Here is a 20,704-nt window from a genome sequence, read left to right as displayed (position 1 = left end):
AACGTGATGATTTATGTGCACTGAATCACAACACTATATATAAAAAACGATGAAGTATGTTTCATTTGAGGTCACTTCATCGCTTTATCTATCTACTTATGAATTTTTCAACTTACGTATGATTTTGATTTTTAATTGTGTTAATTGCGGTTTAAACTGTTCTACTGCTTTATATACAATCGGGTTTAACACAAAATCGAATTCACCTATTTTTTCGCTTAAATAAGTACCCCAAGCTTTTTTAAACGTCCATAAGCCATAATGACTTGAATCTTTATCTGGATTATTATCTGTTCCGCCAAAATCATATGTTTTAGCACCTTTTTCACGCGCATATTGCATCATCTTAAATTGCATATGATGATTTGGTAAGAAATCACGATGATCATTAGATGACGCGCCATATAAGTAATAAGATTTATGACCACAGAACATTAAAAGGGCACCAGATAAATATCGCCCTTCAGGATGTGTTCGCTCCAGATTTTCTAAATCCTGAATTAAACTATCCGTTTTTTGTTGTTTATTTTTCAAATCATTGATTTTATTCAATGTTTTTTTATCTTGTTTTTTGGCTTTCAATCTTGCTTCTTCTTTATCTTGTTCTTGACGTTCTGCACGTAGTTCTTCTAAAACAGGTTTCGGTTCAAGTTTTACTAAAAACAATTCTGCATCACCATCTTCATGTAACGCATCGTAAATTGTTTCAAAGTAAGAGACATCTCGCGTTAAAAAGCCATCACGTGCACCCGTTTCTTTCATCAAATCCGCAAAAATCTTTAAATCTTCACGGCCCTTACGTTCTACTTTTGTTCCACGTTTTAAAGCTAAGCGCACTTTAGAACGATTACGGTTGTCAAAGCTTTTAATTAAAGCATCGTCCGTTTGATCTAATGGTGTAATCATAGTCATACGTGGCTGTATATAATCTTTAGAAAGACCATCTTTAAAACCTTTATGCTTAAACCCTAAAGACTTAAGACTGTTTACAACTGAATGTCCCTCGTCTACCTCTACATCTGGATCAATTTTAATTGTATATGCCTTTTCAGCTTTAGCGAGTTTGATGGCTTCAGCTAACAATGTTTTCACAGCTAATGTTTCTGAATAATCCACGACAAAACCGCGAGAAGCGTAACATAGTGTGAAAGGTGTACGTGGTATTTTTTTGAAAAGAAGTTGAGCGACGCCTTTGATATCTCCATTTTCACCTACTGCGATGCGTTTTGCATACCATCCTGTTAATTTTTTTGTTTCACCCCACTTTGTGAGTTGAAGCAAATCACCATTTGGATGATTTTTCACAAATGCATCATGTTCTTGATCCGTGATATTGATTAATTTCATATCTACTGACTCCTTTAAATCTGCTTTGCCCATATTTATTTTAACCTAAGCGGTATATCCATTTCTTATATTCATAAAAGGATATGCTATACTTAAATTGAAAATGGAGGCCTTCACATGAGAAATATTGTTTTAATTATTTTAACACTCATTCAACTTATTGTATTCATGATTTCAATGATTTATATGATTAAAATAGATTTCTTGAGTTTGCGTATTATGCTAGTAGCTTTAACGACTGTATTAGCTATTTTCTTTATTTTATTGCATGAATCGAAGTGGCAATTATATATAGCATGCATCGCACTCATTTTAGCATTGATTCATATAGGTTGGTTAATTCGAACGATTTATCTTGTCATCTACGCTTAATTTGGAATAAATTGATAATTTGCGCCATGCGTGCGTATTAAAACAGGTGCCTCTATCGTTGTATCTGTGATATATACCGTATCTATCACATCTTGCCGGCCTTCAGTAATTTTAAATTTTACTTTTTTAGCTGGACTGTATAAAACCGTATGTTTATCAGTTTCTTCAATGGTTTCCATATCAAACCACCGTTTCCAATTATAAACCATTGTTTGACGTTGGTGCGTTTTAAACTCTACCATATCAATGTTCAAATGAGATTGAAATACATCTTTTAAGTCTTCGTAGCGACTTTCATCATCTTGGTTCCATTGAATGAAAAAGGGCATCATCATATCATACGCATGGTCGTTAACATAGAGTAATTGCCATTCTATAAGATGGCCTTTTTTATTATATCGCGTCATTTTTACAGGACCAACCGTTTGCAACCCACGTTCTTGAAACTGTGTTTTTAATAGGTGAATATCTTTTGTACGAAAACAAATTTTTTTAAACCCTTGTTTGTAACCATTCTTCATAACAGCAGTTGCAAAAGACAATTTTCCCTCTTGTGTTTTAGATTGATGCTTTATTTTACCTTTATCAAAAACATCTATCAGTTCTATGTACGATAGGTCGATTTGGACTAAACGGTTAAATGTCCCTAACTTTTCATGTTGCCCGCCTTTGTGAATTTTTAGAAATTCTCCCGGAAATTCAAAATGATTGAGCCCTTTTACATAATGAATAATATGATCCAGTTCGATATCGACCATATGTGCTCCTCCTCAATTACGTCTTACTTTCTATTTTATCAAAGTTTTACCATAATAGCTCTTACGTATACCCTCATTTACCATTACCTTAAATCTTAATTAGTATCAAAAGCGCTTTCCAATATGCATGATATAATACGATTAACGTTAATACTGAAAGGAAGTTATCTATGAAACCTTCATTACTTTTTGACAGTTTCACTAAACTTTACCGTCCTTATATAAAAATGGTTCAACCTATAATGACCGACTATGACTTACATCCTGCGCAATGGTTGATTCTTAAAGATATCGCAGTCAACGTTGATACAACACTTGTACAAATCTCAAAACGTCGGTCCATTGAAAAACCAACCACACGTAAAATTTTAAAAGCACTTGAAGCACGTGAATGGATTGTTGCACGAACTGGGGAAGATCGTAGAGAAAAATTACTTCAACTCTCACCTAAAGGACAGGACGTTTATGAACACATGACCTCTAAAATCGCGACGCTACAACAACAACACCTTGAAGCGTTAAATATTTCAGAAGAAGAATATTGTCGGACAGTTGAGATACTCGATCAACTATACGATTCAATGATTTCTCATATCAAAACACAACATACATCATTTTAATATGCATGCTTGAAAGCCTAATGTGGCTTGCGTACAGTACTCAATATAGCGTGCTAACGACAATCTATGGCGCGATACATTATATCTATCGCACACGCTATTATGCGCAACGAGTATTTGATTTCTACATCAATACCCGTTATGTCGTCTTATTATGTGAATAAACCATTGTATTTATGATAAGCGACGCTCAAGAACCCTGTGCTTAAAACCCTAATTTTAAAATGATTTTACCCTTTTTTTACATGTTTTTAATCTAAATAAATATTGATACTGATATACTTAAATAAATTAATAAATTGTTAGGAGTGTTATTTGGTGAAGAAATTATTTGTTTCCTGTCTTTCTATTGGTTTAATAAGTTCTACAATCGCTTTAACACCTATTGATGCGCACACATCAACGAAACTTCAAATTCACGATATCCAAGGCGATACATATGTATCAAAATATGCAAATCAGCATGTAGATGGCGTTGAAGGAATTGTCACATTTCAATATACGCTTAACGGACAGCATTACTTTCATTTACAAACGCCTGACCATTTAGCGGACAATAACCCAAACACGTCTGAAGGTATTATAGTTTTTGCGGGTAAAGAAAAACCTCGTGTCAAAGTTGGAGATGCTGTTGAAGTCTCGGGCCTTGTATCTGAATATCCCATTGAAGGTTATAAAGAAAAACAAAAAACGGACCAACCTTTAACTGAAATCGATGCAAGATATAGTAAACAAGGTAAAATCAAAGTGATTCGTAACAACCAACCTTTACCAAAACCTATAAAAATTAAACGAGTACCATCTAAAATAGCTTCTACAGATGGACGCTTTAATCCGAAAAAATATGCATTAGACTATTGGGAATCACTAGAAGGTATGCGCGTTCAAGTAGATAATGTTCGCAGCGTCGGACCGCAAGAGCATGGAGATATTTTTACTGTAAATGATAATGTACGTAAAGAAACCATCCATGATGGCATCTTATTAAAAGAACGTAGTGCCAATGGGCAACGCATTCCTTTTAAAGTACATGGCCCTTTACAACAAACACGTAACTTTGATGTGTCAACAGGTGATCAATTCAAAGGACCATTGATTGGATATGTCAACTATGGCTATCAAAATTACAAGATTAATATTGATTATGATACTATGAAAAAAGCGCATGTCAAAGGTCCCGCACAGCCACAAGGCACATCATTAACGCCTTCAAAAGATAAATTGACGATGGCATCTTATAATCTTGAAAACTTTTCTAACAATCCCAACTCAACGACGGATGATAAAGCACAAAAGTTAGCGCATGGTATTGTCAGTCATATGAAAAATCCCGATATTGTTGGGGTAACCGAAGTACAAGATAATGACGGTCCTGGTGTTGGAGGTCCTGAAGCAAATGAATCCTACCAACGCTTAATTGATGCCATTAAAGCAGATGGTGGTCCAACGTATGCTTTTAAAAGTATAGATCCAGAAATGAACCAAGACGGAGGTCAACCTAATGCAAACATACGTGTCGGTTTTCTTTATCGTCCCGATCGCGTCTCTTTCAACAAGAATATTAAGCCTGGAGATGCCAAAACGAGCGTGAGCTATAGAGACGGACATTTATCACATAATCCTGGTCGCATAGCACCATCGAATCCGGCATTTAATAATTCTAGAAAACCACTTGCAGCTGAATTTACATTTAAAGGTAAACAAATTATTGCAATTGTAAATCATTGGAATTCTAAAAATGGAGATGATCCATTATTTGGTAAAAAACAACCTGCTGAGCGTCGTAGCGAAATACAACGTGTGCAAATGGCTAAAGCTGTAGGAGAATTTGTACAACACGTCCAATCTCAAAATCCGAAAGCCAACATCATCTCTGTAGGAGACTATAACGATTTCCAATGGTCGCAAGCGCTTAAAACATTCGAACAATATCAAATGGTGAATCTCGTGAACAGCGTACCCTCAACATCACGTTATTCTTATAATTACCAAGGAAATGCGCAGACGCTAGACCATGTTTTTGTATCTAAGCATTTAAAATCACGTTCTAAATTAGACATGATACATGTCAACAGTGATTTTACTGATATGTCAGGTCGTGCCAGTGATCACGATCCATTGTTAGCACAAATTGATTTTTCCAAAAATAAACGCTAAGATGATTAAGTCTATCCAAGGTATCGTTCTATCAAGGCATGATTGCCGCATTATTTAGGAGCTTACCTTTATTCATATCAATGCACTTATGCCTCACAAATTATCATTAAAAAAGAGCAATGAACACATTGGAAATAAAGTGTACTCATTGCTCTTTTGTATTATAGTGATTAACCACCAATATAATTCATATTGATTTTTTTCTTCCGTCGATTTTCTACTGTTTGCGCTGTTCGTTCATCTGAGTAACGGTCGTCGCGCAAGTGCCAAAGCTGTTTCACTTTAGCTTCAATTTCATCGTCATCAAGACCACTACGTAACAGTTTTCGAATATCATAACCTTCAACCGAACTAAAGAGGCAACCGTAAAATTTTCCATCTGATGACAGTCTCGCTCTCGTACAAGTCGAACAAAATGAATCTGATACACTTGTAATCAAACCAAATTGAGATGTCGCACCTTTATGTCTATAATATTTCGCCACCTCACCATAATATTTAGGTTGAACTGGTTCAATATCAAAATGCGTTTCTATCATTTTTAACATCTCGTCTTTTGTAATTACTTTAGAAAAGTCCCATCCATTATCATTACCTACATCCATAAATTCGATGAAACGTATTGTAACGCGTTTATCTTTAAAATAGTCTAACATTGGGATGATTTGGTCGTCATTAACCCCTTTTTGAACGACCACATTCACCTTGACTTGAAATCCTATAGAAACAGCATAATCAATTTGTTCTAAAACGGTACGTGCTTTAATATTACGATTATTGATTGATTGAAAAATAGCATCATCAATTGCATCTAAACTCACATTGATCCTTCTTAGACCAGCATCATACAATTTTTGACCATGTTTTTTTAATAATAAGCCATTTGTCGTCAATCCAATGTCTTCAATACCATCAATGCGCGTCAATAATCGAATCAAATGATCTAAATCACGACGTAATAAAGGTTCCCCACCCGTAATGCGTACTTTTTTAACACCTAGGTCGGCATAAATTTGCGTAATTCGCGCAATTTCTTCAAATGTTAAAAGTTGATCTTTAGGTAAAAATACATAGTCATCCCCAAAAATTTCTTTAGGCATACAATAATCACATCTGAAATTACATCGATCTGTTACGGAAATGCGCAAATCACGGATAGGACGTCCTAATTTATCTAAAATTTGATCGGTCATTATTGCGCCTCCCCTCTCGTTTATCGATTGATTTCTGTTTTTAATGCTAAAAGGTCTTCTTGATAATTAATATTCCGATACCAATACGATGGTGCCTGAACTTTCGTCACATCTAACCAATCTGTAGAAACAGCTTGATATACACGACGCATACTAAAATCTTCCCCATGTAACGCCGCTTCTATTTCAGGCAATATGGCCTTATGATAAAACGCGATCGTTGGTATTGGATGGCCATCGGCTTTGAATCCTGCAACCACTAATTGAGATTCAATCAAATTAGAAATTAAAAATTGGTACAATAGGCTAATGGCTTTATCCGTAATCATCGGTGTATCGACGGACACCACAAAATATAAATCTTCATCTGTTTGAGACATGACTGAATATAAACCACTTAGCGGCCCTTTACTTTTGTGTTGCGGTACATCTGTAATAACCGTAAACGTGTCAAATTGCGGTGCTAACGTGTCATTTGAACTAATAATAATTTCATTAAACATATTGGTCGACACGAGTGTGTGGTATATTTTTTCAATAAATGTTTGATTGTCTATTTTTGCAAATGCTTTAGGTGTACCGAAGCGCGTGGATTCGCCTCCAGCTAAAATAATGGCTTTCATTGGAATAGCTTAACCTCCACTTACTGGTGGTATCAATGCCACCACATCATTCGGCTTAATCACTTCATCTGCTTGAACGAATTCTTCGTTCACAGCAACTTGAAATTTCTTCCCTTGAATTACAGGATACGTTTGATATAAGTGAGATTTTAATGCTTCAACCGTTACTTCATAATCAAAATGAAAATGATCTTCTGAACGGTCTAGCAATTCTTTAATTTCAGCAAAATATAATATTTTCACGATTGGCCTCCTTGGTTGATTGCGTCATCATGATAGCCTCGCTGATGCCCTTGCCACTCAGCACCATCTTCCCATATTTCTTTCTTCCATATCGGAACAACTTCTTTAATGCGTTCAATCGCATACTCATTTGCGCGATAGGCATCTTTTCGGTGTGGCGAAGATACGCTAATTACAACAGCGATATCTTTTATATTTAATGCGCCAATACGGTGTGCAATGGCTGTAATCGTTCCAGGCCATCGTTCTTGAATTTCATCACCAATTTGCGCTAGTTTTTTCTCTGCCATCGGTACGTAGGCTTCGTATTCAAGGTGCTCTGTACGAATGCCTTTAGTCCATTCACGAACATGACCTGTAAACACAACAACTGCACCTTGATTTTCATTTAACGTCCATTCCCGATACTGTTCAGGATGGAGGGATTCTGATGTCACTTCGAATTGTTTCAAGTTAATCATCCTTTGCTTCTGATAACCACGTTTGTAACACTGCATCAACATGACTATAATCGATGTCAGTCTCTGATCGTTGAATACGATATTTAACGTTTGATAATTGTGTCAATGCATGTAACTCAGCTTCATTACGATATAAAATGATTTTATCATAAGGCGCGTGCTTATAACCTTCAATTAAAATGATACTGTTTTTTATCGTAACACAGTCTTTTATTAAAGTCTCTAAGGCGATTCCCTCATTTTTTTGTATTGTCTCAATAAAATCATGACCTTGTACAATACTTTGATCTGCACCCGCCATAAAATGTTTCATATGATCGACGTTGTTAGTGGGTAATGTAATTTCCTCAGCTTCATGACCATGGTGTTTAATCGTAACTACGGGGTAACCTTGTGCTTTGAAAAAACGTACGGCATGTGCGACAAGTGTGGTTTTCCCACTGTTTTTATAGCCTACAACTTGTAATATCATACGTATAAATCCTGCTGATAATAATCCGTTGCTGTTAACAAGGCCTCTACACGTTGTCCTGTTGTATATCCGCGTGTACCGCTTGGCAATACCATTATCGCATTGCTATGCGCAATAGCTACAACAGCACCTGATTTATTAAATCCTGATGGCTTCACAGTCGCTTCTTTTCCATTTAATGTTGCCGTTGCACGTACAAAACGCGTAAATGGATTAGGTTTTTTAAAATCTTCCATTAATGTAGCATTTACCATTGCTGGGTAGTAATGCGTCGCACCCATCATCCGATATATTGAAGGTTTCACAAACAGCTCAAAACCTGTATAACATGCCGAGGGATTACCTGAAAGTCCAAATAAATACGTGTCTTCCGTCACCGCTACCGTCGTCACACTACCAGGACGCATTGCAACTTTATTAAAGAGTACGGTCGCATTTAGCGCACGATAAATATCTGGAAGATAGTCAAAATCACCGACGGATACACCACCAGTAGTAATCACAATGTCATGTTTTTGCACCGCTTGACGCACCGCATCTAAGCTACTTTCAAAATCATCTTGTTGAATTTTATAGACATATGACGAGATATTTTCTGCTCTTAATAATGCATGTATCATAGGACCATTAGAATTACGTATTTTACCAGGTTCAAGTTCATCTTCCACATCTAACAATTCACTGCCTGTCGCAATGATGGCAACCGAGGGTTTCGTAAATACGGGTACATGTCGGTATCCAAAAGTTGCTAAAACAGCTATGCCCCCTGCATTAATACGTTGTCCTTGTTTCAGTACAATATCACCTGTCGTCGTTTCTTCACCTTTTAAAGCAACATTCTCATGGGGTGTAAAAGGTTTCCGTAACGTAAAGCCTTCATCAGTTTGTACCGTTTGTTCTAGCATCACAACCGCATCTGCACCTTGTGGCATTTCAGCACCAGTCATAATGCGCACAGCTTCTCCTTCACCTAATGTTGCTTCAGAGATTGATCCTGCACCGATATGATCAATCACTTTAAAAGCAATACGATTTGTGCCACTTGCACCAACAGTATCTTGACTTCTTATCGCAAAGCCATCATAGGGTGATTTATTAAACCTCGGAATGTCGTATGTGGCTACAATATCTTCAGCGAGGATATATCCATCTGCTTCATATAAATCAACTCTTGTTTTAGGTAGACGTATCTGTTCTTTTACACAACGCTGTATCGCTTCGATAACAGGAATTGGTTGTCTTTTTTCAAGTGTCATAATGTACACTCCTAACATTTATTGTATTTCATGCTATACTATCCTTGATTTAATAAGGAGGTATAACATGACGGAATTTACGCATATTAATACACAAGGCAATGCAAAAATGGTGGATGTTTCCCACAAAGATATAACGAAACGTACTGCCATTGCGCATTCAAGCATTCAAGTCAATGATACAATTTATAATCAAATCATTAACAATACAGCTAAAAAAGGGAATGTGTTAAATACAGCTCAAATCGCAGGTATTATGGCTGCAAAGAACACTGCTACAATCATTCCTATGTGTCATCCCCTTCCACTTACAGGTATAGATATCCAATATGAATGGCGTCAGGAGGACACACACTTTACACTTCATATTACTAGCACAGTTTCTACTACTGGTAAAACGGGTGTAGAAATGGAAGCATTAACAGCAGCCTCTATTACAGCTTTAACCATTTATGATATGTGTAAAGCCGTTGATAAAGGGATGATTATCGGAGAGACATACCTTATTGAAAAAACAGGTGGCAAATCCGATTTTAATCGTTCATCCTCACAATAGCACACTGTATAATGACATAAAGAAAATGCGTTGGGACGTCAAATCTACCTGCTATCATCCGATTTTCGTCCCACTTATTGTCTTATAGGTACTACTTATTCAATTCGTGAACAAGATGATTGAGTTCTGGCATAATTAATTTTCGCATGCCTAATGTCACCGCACCTGTAGAACCAGGTAAGCAAAACACCAATTGTGACCCTACAGAACCACCTATAGCACGTGATAACAAAGCCCTACTTCCTACATCTTCTGCATAACTTAAATATCTAAATAACTCTCCAAAGCCTTCGATTTCTTTTTGTAATAACGGTTTAACAGCTTCAATGGTGCAATCTCGTTGTGCAATTCCTGTGCCACCAGTTGTAATAATCACTTCAACACCGTCATTTAACCATGTTGTTACTTGTGATTGAATTGCAGATTGGTCATCTTTTACAATTTTGTAGCAATCTTCCGAAATGTGCGTGTTCAGTTCATTGAGCAATTGTATTACTAATTTGCCACCTTTGTCCGTCTCTTGCGTTCTTGTATCTGAAACGGTTAACACCGCACATGAAATATCTCTACCTATGTTCACATTTGTATGCATTGTTTGTCTCCTTATCCGAATAGTTGATTGATGATTGTATACGCCTTATCCGTTTCTTTTATGCCGTGAATTAACAGACGACCACTTTGAAACGCAATCATGCGATGATGTTGAAATTCAAATTGCACCATATAGCCATTACTTTTATATGCGATATGACGCTGTTCCAGAAATTCAATTAATGTCTTGATATCTAATTCAGGGTGTTGGTACTGAACTGTATCACGACCACACAGGGACGCAATATGAGATTGTTGTTGCTCCAAATATGGGTACGTTGGATGTTGCCCACATGTGGGACAGTCGTCACGTTGTAATTTACTAAAACCAAACGTGTGATGTGTCCCTTCCCAAATGTCACCATATGTCAACTTAGGTTTAAAGGGTGTTTCAGTTAAAATTTTCAAAGCATCTTTAAGTTGAAAACTTGTCGTCATGGTTACAGCTGGTTGAATCACACCCACCGTATCACATGTTAAATTCATTGACGGTATTTGAGGCACTAAGCATTGGAAACATGGTGTTTTTCCCGGAATAAATGGGGCCTCTACATATGTACTACGAACGACGCCGCCATAAATCCAAGGAATTTGATGCTTGAATGCTACATCATTAATTACCATTCTAGTCTCGAAGTTATCTGTCGCATCCATAATGAGATCGACACCATCAATAAGCGCATTTAACGTGTATACATCTGCATGATCAATGACTGCTTCAATTAAAACATCTGAACGAATCGCTTTTAATACGCGTTCAGCAGCGACCACTTTAGGTATCGCATGATGCGCGTCTTCCTCAGTAAACAACGTTTGACGTTGTAAATTAGATGCTTCAATGTAATCGCGATCAATGATGCGTAGTTGTTTTACACCTGCCCGAACTAACCCTTCAGCAAGATGCGTACCTAACGCACCCATTCCGACGATTAAAACAGTCTTCGAATTTATTTTATGTTGTCCCTCTGTTCCAATTTCTTGGAATAACATTTGTCTTGAATAACGATTTTGCATCATATTATGTACCTTTCTAATATCATCTATGTTATCTATTATAAAGTTAAGTTGAATCGGTCTCAAAGAAATGACTTTATAATCAAGTTTTCTCTATTTAATACTAGTGTATATGATAAACAAAACAAATTCATCCCGTAAAAGCACGCTTTTTAAGGAGTAAAATCCCTATATGATGCTAAATAGAACAAGTGGCTCCAACATAAAATAAAAGCCCTCAAAATTCGATACTCTGAATTTTGAAGGCAATTGAAGTCATATATAGATGTTTTATTTTGACACAGAGATTTTAATGACATGATTCGCCAATTGGGCCGCTTCGTATTTGGAATGGGTTACAAAGATAATCGGAATGCCCCACAAATGATATATTTGCTTGATGAGCGCAATACTTTCTTCTTTAGTCTCATCATCCAAACTTGATAAAGGTTCATCTAAGAGCAAAAGGTCTGGCTTTTGACTGAGCGCTCTCGCTAAAGCAATACGCTGCTTTTCGCCCCCAGAACATTGATGCGGATATGCATCCAATAAATGATCAATTTTCAGTGATTGGCAAAGCGTCTGAACGTGAGAGGCATCAGGATGCATAAAATTAATATTTTCAAGCGCCGTCATATGTGGGAACAATTGATAATCTTGAAATAAATACCCGATATTTCTTTGTTGTGGCGCAAGGTTTACATTGTTCTGCGTATCAAGAATCGTATGTTGACCGAGTATAATACATCCCTCTTCTGGCGTACGTAAACCTGCAATCATATTCAATAATGTTGTTTTTCCTACTCCTGATACCCCTTCAAGAGCGTAGATTTGCGGATAAGACGTATCAATATTGAGTTGAATCATATGGTCATTAATATGATGTTTGAGTTGAATACGTAACATCTAATCCCTCTCTTTATATGCATCTTTATTTAACAAATTCATAGTACCGATAATCGTAATTGAAAATGCGACCAATACGACAACCCATAACCATGCTTGACTTTCGCGACCTTGTTGTACCAAAAAGTATATTTCTAAAGGTAATGTATTTGTCCGACCTGGAATATAACCAGCCACCATTAACGTTGCACCAAATTCACCTATCGCACGTGCAAAGGCTAACATTGCTCCTGAAATGAGTGCGCGTTTTGAAAGTGGTAATATTAACTTCAAAAATATTTTTGATTCAGAAGCGCCCATTGTACGCGCTGCATTCAACATTTGGGTATCGATAGTGCGAAAACCTTGGACTGCATGTTGATACATTAGAGGAAAGCTCACAATTATCGAAGCGATCGTAGCGCCTACAAGAGAAAACACAATTTGTATCCCTAAATTGTCTGTAAGTAAATGCCCAATGGGGCCCTCTACTGAAAAAACAATTAATAATAAGAAACCGAGTACAGTTGGCGGTAAAATAATGGGTAAAAATATGAAACTTTCAATTAAACGGGTCCAAATATTTTGCTTATTATATAACAATTTTGCCAATGTTATACTTAAAAACACAACAACGATCGTACTGATGCATGCAATGCGTAACGAAATCCATAATGGCGTTAAATCAGCCATAATATCACCTATTATTCAAAATGGTATTGCTTTAAAATTGATTTTGCTTCTTTAGATTTCATAAAAGTAACCCATGCTTTACTTAAATCGTGGTCAGAAATACGCCCCATCTCATAAGTAATCGGTTGATTGATTGGTGTCACTTTTACTTTCTCAACGTTTATATCCTGTGTATTGCCAGCATATAAATCGGTTTGGTATACGAAGCCATAATTCGCATTCCCTTTATCTACATAGTTTAGCACTTCACGCACATCTTTTGTATAGACCACATGTGGCTCGACTTTATCCCACAGTCCGTGTTTATCTAAATACATTTTGGCATATTTTCCTGCGGGAACAGAGGCCACTTCACCCATCGCAACATGGTCATCACGCTTTAATTGGTCTAGTGGTGGCGTCTTTTTTCCGCGTCCTTTTATTAAAATTAATTGGTTATGTGCATAATCATATGTATCTTTAATTTTGCCTTTTTGATGTAAGACCTTTACATCTTTTGTATTCGCAGACATAAAAACATCAACCGGTGCCCCTTTTTCGATTTGTTGTCTTAAAGCACCAGACCCACCATAATTGAAATCAATGTTAACATTTGGGTGTTCTTTTTTAAACGCTTTTTCGAGCTCTTTCGTGACATCTGTTAAACTTGCAGCAGCAGAAATCGTTAAATGTGCCTTCTCATGATTATTTTGCGATTGATCACGACATCCCGATAAAAGCACACCGAGACTGATGATTAAACATAAGCATACAACCCTTTTCATTTATAACAATCCTCTCCGCGTATAAACTTATCAGTATATATTATCCATGAAACAATGCTGAATTGCACGTTAAAACGTATATCATTCGACATCTTAAAACATGTGAATTCGGCCTAATTGGTTTAATATTTTTATATTTAAGCGTAAAATAAATACAAATGTGTAAAGGGGGCACAGGGGTGAATCAAGATATACATTACAACCAAAAAATCATCAGATATGAACACGGTCAACTCCACGAAACATATGATGATTATGTGACGGAGTTCCCATTAACAATTATGATTAATGGTGAAGAGTTTGCTACAGTTATTTGTAGTCCAACACACTTAAATGAGCTCATTTTAGGATTTTTAGCATCTGAAGGTGTGATTTTAAAACGTCAAGAGTTAAAACAAATAGATATTGATGAGAGTAAAGGTTTTGTACATGTTGAACTCACCTATAATGTACATGACCGTATTCAACTTTCAAATAAAAGATTGGTCGCATCTTGTTGTGGCAAAAGTCGCGAGTTCTATTTTCAAAATGATGCGGCTATAGCCAAAACATCGATGTCAAAAATTCAGTTACATCCTGAACAAGTTTTAACAATGATGCACCGTCTTCAAGACGAAAGTGAGACATTTCAAGCTACTGGTGGATTACATAATGCCGCCATTAGTGATGGAGATGCGTTTTATATTCATCGTCAAGATATCGGGAGACATAATGCGTTAGACAAATTGTATGGATACTGTATCGAAAATGAAATTTCTGTTAGAGATAAAATATTAATTTTTAGTGGGCGCATCTCATCAGAAATCTTAATTAAAGCAGCTAAAATTGGCGTAGGCATGATTATTTCAAAATCAGCACCAACGACCCTTGCTATTCAACTTGCTAATGATTTAAATATTACTGCCATAGGCTTTGTGCGTAATCAACATTTTAATATTTATAGTCATGCCCATCGCATCACTCATCCCAAAAGTTAAACACACATCCATCAAACATGATTCAACATTGACGTGAACACCATATAAAACACCCTCAAAATAGTTCACAAATTCGTGAATTTTGAGGGTGTCTCCCATTTATAATCTATAAAATTTTAGTTTAGGCATGCTCTAATAGTGCACTATAGCGAAAATGCATGTATGTGTAACCTTGTTTAATATACATATCTTTTACAGTATCTTCAGCATCAGCAACTAAAATAACCGAACGTTGGCCTGCACGTTTTCCAATTTCGGCTTGGATACGTTTACCATAACCTTGCTTTTGATATTCAGGTTTTACTGCGAAACCGTCTAATTCAAGTGTAGTTTCACCTTCGATTAAGTTTAATATCGCGACAGGCATTTCATTCTCATAGGCCACATAATAGTCTAAGCCACCTTCTCCATGGCTAACCTGTTCTCGAATATAATTGCACGCTTCATTCACATAAATTGTACCATAAGGTGTACTTAATTCACTGAAGATTTCAAGGTAATCATTAATACGATGTGAATTGACTTTAACTAAATGTAGCGTCTCTTCTGAAAGTGCTTCTAAAGCAACTCCATCTATTGCATACATTTCAACACACCCTAATTCGAAACCTTCTGTTCTTAATAGACGTAGCATTTCTGTTGATAATGCCATATCAGCTGGAAATTCAAAATAAAGGTGTGTTGATGAAGTTTGCATGTGTTGCTGCCGTTGTATGACCATATCATGTTTAAATGTTAATGTATCCGGCATTATATGATACCGCCATTTGTTCCCATCAAATTTATGAGGATGTTGAGGTGTAAGAAAACGCGTATACCGTGAATACCTTTCAATAACTTGAGCATCTGTATAAATCGTTTCCATCGATATAGGCATCCCTATCATCCCCTTTATGTTTTTATAGATGTGTTTGTTTTAAAACACGTGCAGTTACTGGATTTTTAAGAAGCGCTATTGCAAAAAATGATGCAATCACCGCTTTGATCAAATCTCCCGGTACAAACACTAACGAGGTATAAAGCGCTTTAGACACAGGTATATGTGTGATAAAGCCCATCACGATAGCGCCAACAAAGTCTAATAATACTACACCAATAATGAAAATAATGAAAAATACTTTAAGTACATTGAGCTTCTCAAATTGACGGTCTCTCACCCAACCAATTAAGAATGCGACAACTGGATACATGAATAAAAAACCTGCGCTCGGGCCCATAAAGACACCAATGCCACCACGTCCACCTGATAATAATGGTGCTCCACAAGCGACAAGTAATAAAAATACGATAACACTTAACGTCCCATATTTACGCCCTAATAATATACCAGCTAAAAAGATACCAATATTTTGGAGTACAATAGGTACTGGTATAAACGGCAATTGAATAGGCGTGACAAACCCCATGACAGCAATTATTGCCGTCATTAAGGCAGTATAAACGAGTAATCGAGTATGATTCACTTTACTTCCTCCCTAAAGATATTAAAGATGTCACAAAACATATGACTTTCTTTAAATAGTCATCATAAAAATATAACCATTGCCGTATTATACATGATTGTAAACATTTTTTCTAGAGTGTTTACAATTTTGAAACCGCACCTATTAGTGCAGCATCATTGTGTAGTTGTGCAGTTTCAATTTTAGCATGACCATAATGAGGAGGTAAAAACGATTGAACGTGTGGTTCAATGTATTTTAGCAAGTCACGTTGTTGTTTAGAAATACCCCCACCAATGATGATATGCGCCGGATCGTACATGATTTGTACTTCAGCAATACCTCGAGCTACTTCACGTCCCCATGTATGCAGAAGTTTTTGACTTGCTTCATAGTGGTGTGCATCTTCAAACAATTGAATAACATTATCATGACCGTAGTTTTGAGCTACCATCAGTTTTTTCAGCGCGCGTGTCGATGCACGGTCTTCATAGTTTGTTTTTGTTTCAAAATCATAAAGGAGATTACCAATTTCATTCGCACGGTGTCGTGCACCTACCATTAAACCGTTTGGTTCTTGGAAATAACTTCCACCAATTCCTGTGCCTAATGTTAAACAAAATACGCTTGCCAGTGATTGTTTACGGTAACTTAATTCGCCTAACAAAGCGGCGTCTACATCGTTATAAACATTCACATGTGATGCGCATCGACGTAACGCTTGTTTAAAATGCGTTCCTGAATAGTTTAAAATATTATCGTTTGCATAAACGATTGTGCCTTCCGCTTGATTTACCGCACCTGCTGTCGAAATACCAATCCGTACCTCTTTAAGATGGAACGTGTGCATATATGTCTTTACACGTCGCAATATTTCGTTTAAAATCGCGTCATTTTCATTTACTGGCGTAGGCAACTTTTGATAGCCTTTCAAATTAAATTCAGAGTCAACGATGGCAGATTTTAAAAATGTTCCCCCAATGTCAAATGCAATTTTCGTCATAAAATTGAGCACCTCGCAATAAATGTTGAGTTAATAATGCTTTTGCTTTTGTGAACTGTTTGGCTTTTAAAGCGTCAAAAATCGCTTGATGATCATCAATACTCAATTGATTGTCTATCATTGATGATTTAATGGGTGTTTGATAAAAATAGGCATGAACAACAGCGCTCATTTGTTTAAACAATGGTACATTGACCGCTTCTAATATACTTTGATGAAATGCTTTATCATCTGCAATACTAAACGAAGATGCGTCATTTACAAGTACGCGTTCAATGGCCTCTAAAGACGTTTCATCGCGTTCGATCACATCAATTGCAGCAAGTTCAAAGGTTAATCGCAACATCATTAAATCTTTTAAATTCCCACGATTTACTTGAAAGCTAAATAAAAACCCTTCTATTAAGGGTGTAATATCTTGTGCCTTTACAAGTGTACCTTTCCCTTGAACACTTTCAGTCACGCCGGTGTTTTCTAAATAACTTAAGGCCTCTCGAACCACCGAGCGACTCACTTGATATACTTCGGCTAATTTACGTTCAGTAGGTAATTTATCTCCGACCTTAAGTTGTTCTTTTAAAATATAGTCTTTAATATTTTTTACCATTTTTTCTTTTAAGCTTTGACGACCGTTCATGCCTTCCATCTCTAAGCACTTCCCCTTTCATAACGATTCAAGTTTATCATACATTGTCATATTACTATAAAATGATATATTGACCTCGTAAATGATAGCGCTTACAATATAAGTATAAATTGGTCTGACCAATATTTCAATAGCTATAGGAGGATAACAATGAAAGACGACTTAAAAGGTTTATACGCTGCACTATTAGTGCCTTTTGATGAACAAGGTAACATTATCGACAGTGGATTGCGTGAGGTGGTTAGAAACGCGATAGATACACAACAACTTGACGGTTTATATGTTAATGGTAGTTCAGGTGAAAATTTCTTAATGAATACAGAGCAAAAGAAGGACGTATTTCGGATTGTTAAAGATGAAGCACAAAATGATGTTCGCTTAATTGCCCAAGTCGGTTCATTAGATTTAAATGAGGCAATTGCATTAGGTCAATATGCAACAGAACTCGGTTACGATGCATTATCTGCAGTTACACCGTTTTACTATCCATTTACTTTTGAAGAAATACGAGATTATTACTTTAAAATTATCGAAGCAACTCAAAATGACATGATTATTTATGCGATTCCAGGATTAACAGGCGTCAATATTACAATCGAACAGTTTGACACGCTGTTTAAAAATGAGCGTATTATTGGTGTGAAATATACAGCGCCAGACTTTTTCTTACTTGAGCGCTTACGTCATGCTTTTCCAGATAAACTCATATTTTCAGGGTTCGATGAAATGCTTGTTCAAGCGGCAATTTCAGGCGTTGATGGTGCAATCGGGTCAACTTATAACATTAATGGTGTCCGTGCACAAGCCATTTTTAAAGCAGCACAATCTGGAAATGTAGAAAAAGCTTATCAATTACAACGTGAGTCAAATGACATTATCGAACAGGTTTTAAAGATGGGATTATATCCAACTTTAAAAGCCATTTTAAAAGAAAAAGGCATCGAAACAGGCTATCCTAAAGCACCTTTTCATCCTTTTAATGAAGCACTTAGACCTCAATTAGAAACACTCGTTCGAACGTATCACTTATAACTTTTGGCACTTTGAAACACGTTTAGCGTATTTACCGCATTCATCATGAATGAGAGAGGGGTTATGATTATGAATACAATTGGGTTTGGTTTTTGGAATTGGGTTGCATTGATATTATATTTATTGCTCATGCTTATGATTGGCGCCTATTTTACACGTCGTGCTGGAAAAGATACTGAAAGTTTTTTCACTGCGAGCGGTCGCTTGCCCTCTTGGGTAGTGGGCTTTTCAATTTACGCAACAACTTTAAGTGCAATTACATTTATGTCCACACCTGAAAAGTCTTTTCTCACAGACTGGTCTTATATCGCTGGAAATATAGCGATAGTAGCAATTATCCCGTTATTAATATACTTTTATATTCCATTTTTCAAAAAGTTACATGTCACTTCAGCATATGAATATTTAGAGGCGCGTTTCAATCCAGCAGTGCGTGTCATTGGTTCATTATTATTTGTGCTATTTCACTTAGGACGTATTGCAATTGTGATTTATTTACCAACACTTGCAATCACTGCTGTTTCCGACATTAACCCATACGTTGTAGCTTGCCTAGTAGGTATTTTATGTATTATTTATACATTTCTTGGTGGATTTGAAGGTGTGGTTTGGAGTGATTTTATCCAAGGGGTAATATTACTTGGCGGTGCTATTGTTATTATTGTCATGGCAATCAGTCAAGTCGATGGTGGTTTCTCCACAGTTGCACACGATGCCATTCAAAATAAAAAACTGATCAGTGCAGATAATTGGAAGCTCAGTGCTGCTGCAGCTGCGATTCCGATTATATTTATAGGAAGTGTATTTAATAACTTACAGCAATATACTGCAAGTCAAGACGTTGTTCAACGTTATCAGGCTTCAGAATCGATGAAAGAAACGTCTCAATCCATTTGGACAAATGGTATCTTAGCATTAATCTCTGCACCCATATTTTTTGGAATGGGTACCGCACTCTATGCATTTTATGAACATCAAACAGCACTACCTAAAGATTTTAATACCTCATCAATTGTTCCGTATTTCATATTGACACAAATGCCTCCATTTGTAGGCGGATTATTGATTGCTGCGATATTTGCAGCTGCACAATCGACAATATCATCAAGCTTAAATTCAATTTCAGCTTGTCTGTCAATTGACATTAAGCAACGTTTCTTTGGCAAACAACTTGAAAAAGCTGAAGTACGTTTTGCGAGAATAACTACCATCGTGGTTGGTTTGATAAGCTTAATGGCTTCACTGTATTTAATTGCTTCAAATTCTAGTGACATGTGGGATTTATTTCTACTCATTACAGGATTATTTGGTGTACCGCTCGCTGGTATATTTGCTGTCGGCATTTTTACAAAACGTACCCATGGCATTGGCGTGATAGTAGGTCTCATTGTAGCAGTTATTGTAAGTTACTTCCTCCAAGGTGTCGGTGGAGCTGGATCACCATTCTATACATCAATCATTGCGTTCTTTATCGCTTTTGGAACAGCGTATCTATCTAGCTTGATCATTCCACATGCCAAAAAAGATATTACAGGCCTTACAATTTATGAAAAACATAAAACGAGTACGTATATTAGAAAATAAATCACTATCATCCATGTATATGTTAAAAACATTTCA

General features: G+C 36.4%; 24 protein-coding genes. 7 read left to right on the top strand and 17 right to left on the bottom strand.

Annotated features, from left to right (window positions below; genetic code table 11):
• Positions 1-96: 96 nt before the first annotated feature.
• Positions 97-1,347, bottom strand: a complete 1,251-nt coding sequence (locus G8Y85_RS07015) for a lipid II:glycine glycyltransferase FemX (protein ID WP_103345593.1) — start codon at positions 1,345-1,347, stop codon at positions 97-99.
• A 117-nt stretch (positions 1,348-1,464) separates the two neighbouring features.
• On the opposite strand from G8Y85_RS07015, the gene G8Y85_RS07010 reads away from it, so the two are divergent.
• Positions 1,465-1,719 (top strand): hypothetical protein, encoded by a 255-nt coding sequence (locus G8Y85_RS07010; protein ID WP_060551612.1) that lies wholly within the window; start codon positions 1,465-1,467, stop codon positions 1,717-1,719.
• On the opposite strand, the gene G8Y85_RS07005 is transcribed toward G8Y85_RS07010, so the two are convergent.
• Entirely contained in the window at positions 1,716-2,477 is a 762-nt protein-coding gene (locus G8Y85_RS07005; RefSeq protein WP_037567079.1) for a VOC family protein, read from the bottom strand. The two genes, G8Y85_RS07010 and G8Y85_RS07005, sit on opposite strands and share 4 nt — an antisense overlap.
• Positions 2,478-2,647: 170 nt before the next feature.
• On the opposite strand from G8Y85_RS07005, the gene G8Y85_RS07000 reads away from it, so the two are divergent.
• Entirely contained in the window at positions 2,648-3,097 is a 450-nt protein-coding gene (locus G8Y85_RS07000) for a MarR family winged helix-turn-helix transcriptional regulator (protein WP_103345594.1), read from the top strand.
• 315 nt (positions 3,098-3,412) lie between these two features.
• Entirely contained in the window at positions 3,413-5,254 is a 1,842-nt protein-coding gene (locus tag G8Y85_RS06995; RefSeq protein ID WP_107368272.1) for an endonuclease/exonuclease/phosphatase family protein, read from the top strand.
• A 170-nt stretch (positions 5,255-5,424) separates the two neighbouring features.
• Here G8Y85_RS06995 and moaA read toward each other — a convergent pair whose 3' ends face one another.
• From moaA to G8Y85_RS06965, 6 genes are read right to left on the bottom strand one after another with little or no spacing between them, the layout of a single operon-like run.
• Positions 5,425-6,447, bottom strand: a complete 1,023-nt coding sequence (gene moaA / locus G8Y85_RS06990; protein ID WP_107370779.1) for a GTP 3',8-cyclase MoaA — start codon at positions 6,445-6,447, stop codon at positions 5,425-5,427.
• A 20-nt stretch (positions 6,448-6,467) separates the two neighbouring features.
• Positions 6,468-7,070, bottom strand: a complete 603-nt coding sequence (gene mobA, locus G8Y85_RS06985; protein ID WP_103345597.1) for a molybdenum cofactor guanylyltransferase MobA — start codon at positions 7,068-7,070, stop codon at positions 6,468-6,470.
• 9 nt (positions 7,071-7,079) lie between these two features.
• Positions 7,080-7,313 carry a molybdopterin converting factor subunit 1 gene (moaD, locus tag G8Y85_RS06980; protein ID WP_037567072.1) on the bottom strand — a complete coding sequence of 78 codons (234 nt, stop codon included), beginning with the start codon at positions 7,311-7,313 and terminating at the stop codon, positions 7,080-7,082.
• Positions 7,310-7,765 (bottom strand): molybdenum cofactor biosynthesis protein MoaE, encoded by a 456-nt coding sequence (locus tag G8Y85_RS06975; RefSeq protein ID WP_103345598.1) that lies wholly within the window; start codon positions 7,763-7,765, stop codon positions 7,310-7,312. The genes moaD and G8Y85_RS06975 overlap by 4 nt, the downstream gene beginning before the upstream one ends.
• A 1-nt stretch (position 7,766) precedes the next feature.
• The gene (gene mobB, locus G8Y85_RS06970; RefSeq protein ID WP_107370780.1) at positions 7,767-8,246 is read right to left on the bottom strand and encodes a molybdopterin-guanine dinucleotide biosynthesis protein B; all 480 of its coding nucleotides are present in this window, start codon (positions 8,244-8,246) and stop codon (positions 7,767-7,769) included.
• The gene (locus G8Y85_RS06965) at positions 8,243-9,502 is read right to left on the bottom strand and encodes a molybdopterin molybdotransferase MoeA (RefSeq protein WP_103345600.1); all 1,260 of its coding nucleotides are present in this window, start codon (positions 9,500-9,502) and stop codon (positions 8,243-8,245) included. Before G8Y85_RS06965 ends, mobB begins: the two co-directional genes overlap by 4 nt.
• A gap of 67 nt (positions 9,503-9,569) precedes the next feature.
• Between G8Y85_RS06965 and moaC the strand changes: the two genes are divergently transcribed.
• Positions 9,570-10,058, top strand: coding sequence for a cyclic pyranopterin monophosphate synthase MoaC (moaC, locus tag G8Y85_RS06960; RefSeq protein ID WP_060551621.1), 489 nt, complete (start codon positions 9,570-9,572; stop codon positions 10,056-10,058).
• Between the two features lie 91 nt (positions 10,059-10,149).
• Here moaC and G8Y85_RS06955 read toward each other — a convergent pair whose 3' ends face one another.
• The 5 genes from G8Y85_RS06955 to modA form a co-directional block, all read right to left on the bottom strand.
• A complete protein-coding gene (locus G8Y85_RS06955) occupies positions 10,150-10,650 on the bottom strand; it encodes a MogA/MoaB family molybdenum cofactor biosynthesis protein (protein WP_103345601.1) in 501 nt (166 codons plus the stop codon).
• A gap of 11 nt (positions 10,651-10,661) precedes the next feature.
• Positions 10,662-11,666: a ThiF family adenylyltransferase gene (locus G8Y85_RS06950; protein WP_060551623.1), complete on the bottom strand. Its 1,005-nt coding sequence runs from the start codon at positions 11,664-11,666 to the stop codon at positions 10,662-10,664.
• 267 nt (positions 11,667-11,933) lie between these two features.
• A complete protein-coding gene (locus G8Y85_RS06945) occupies positions 11,934-12,548 on the bottom strand; it encodes an ATP-binding cassette domain-containing protein (RefSeq protein WP_060551624.1) in 615 nt (204 codons plus the stop codon).
• Entirely contained in the window at positions 12,549-13,220 is a 672-nt protein-coding gene (modB, locus tag G8Y85_RS06940) for a molybdate ABC transporter permease subunit (protein WP_060551625.1), read from the bottom strand.
• An 11-nt stretch (positions 13,221-13,231) separates the two neighbouring features.
• Positions 13,232-13,984: a molybdate ABC transporter substrate-binding protein gene (gene modA, locus G8Y85_RS06935; RefSeq protein WP_060551626.1), complete on the bottom strand. Its 753-nt coding sequence runs from the start codon at positions 13,982-13,984 to the stop codon at positions 13,232-13,234.
• A 179-nt stretch (positions 13,985-14,163) separates the two neighbouring features.
• On the opposite strand from modA, the gene fdhD reads away from it, so the two are divergent.
• Complete coding sequence (gene fdhD / locus G8Y85_RS06930) at positions 14,164-14,961, top strand: formate dehydrogenase accessory sulfurtransferase FdhD (RefSeq protein ID WP_060551627.1); 798 nt, start codon at positions 14,164-14,166, stop codon at positions 14,959-14,961.
• 121 nt (positions 14,962-15,082) lie between these two features.
• Here the strand turns inward: fdhD and G8Y85_RS06925 are convergent, their stop codons facing one another.
• From G8Y85_RS06925 to G8Y85_RS06910, 4 genes are all read right to left on the bottom strand, one after another.
• Positions 15,083-15,838 carry a GNAT family N-acetyltransferase gene (locus tag G8Y85_RS06925; RefSeq protein ID WP_165805615.1) on the bottom strand — a complete coding sequence of 252 codons (756 nt, stop codon included), beginning with the start codon at positions 15,836-15,838 and terminating at the stop codon, positions 15,083-15,085.
• Positions 15,839-15,860: 22 nt separating this feature from the next.
• On the bottom strand, positions 15,861-16,424 hold the full coding sequence (locus tag G8Y85_RS06920) for a biotin transporter BioY (RefSeq protein WP_262608746.1): 564 nt from the start codon (positions 16,422-16,424) through the stop codon (positions 15,861-15,863).
• 121 nt (positions 16,425-16,545) lie between these two features.
• Positions 16,546-17,406 carry an ROK family protein gene (locus G8Y85_RS06915; RefSeq protein WP_103345603.1) on the bottom strand — a complete coding sequence of 287 codons (861 nt, stop codon included), beginning with the start codon at positions 17,404-17,406 and terminating at the stop codon, positions 16,546-16,548.
• Positions 17,387-18,052: a FadR/GntR family transcriptional regulator gene (locus tag G8Y85_RS06910; RefSeq protein ID WP_060551630.1), complete on the bottom strand. Its 666-nt coding sequence runs from the start codon at positions 18,050-18,052 to the stop codon at positions 17,387-17,389. Before G8Y85_RS06910 ends, G8Y85_RS06915 begins: the two co-directional genes overlap by 20 nt.
• 150 nt (positions 18,053-18,202) lie before the next feature.
• Between G8Y85_RS06910 and G8Y85_RS06905 the strand changes: the two genes are divergently transcribed.
• Together G8Y85_RS06905 and G8Y85_RS06900 are read left to right on the top strand one after the other, a co-directional pair.
• Complete coding sequence (locus tag G8Y85_RS06905; RefSeq protein WP_165805614.1) at positions 18,203-19,084, top strand: N-acetylneuraminate lyase; 882 nt, start codon at positions 18,203-18,205, stop codon at positions 19,082-19,084.
• Between the two features lie 69 nt (positions 19,085-19,153).
• Positions 19,154-20,668, top strand: coding sequence for a sodium:solute symporter family protein (locus G8Y85_RS06900; RefSeq protein ID WP_085622637.1), 1,515 nt, complete (start codon positions 19,154-19,156; stop codon positions 20,666-20,668).
• Positions 20,669-20,704: the final 36 nt, after the last annotated feature.

Origin of the sequence: Staphylococcus sp. 11007852, assembly GCF_011394325.1 — a bacterium.
GTDB lineage: Bacteria > Bacillota > Bacilli > Staphylococcales > Staphylococcaceae > Staphylococcus > Staphylococcus agnetis.
The sequence above is the reverse complement of the archived record's forward strand: the minus strand, read 5'-3'. Positions and strand labels throughout refer to the sequence as shown.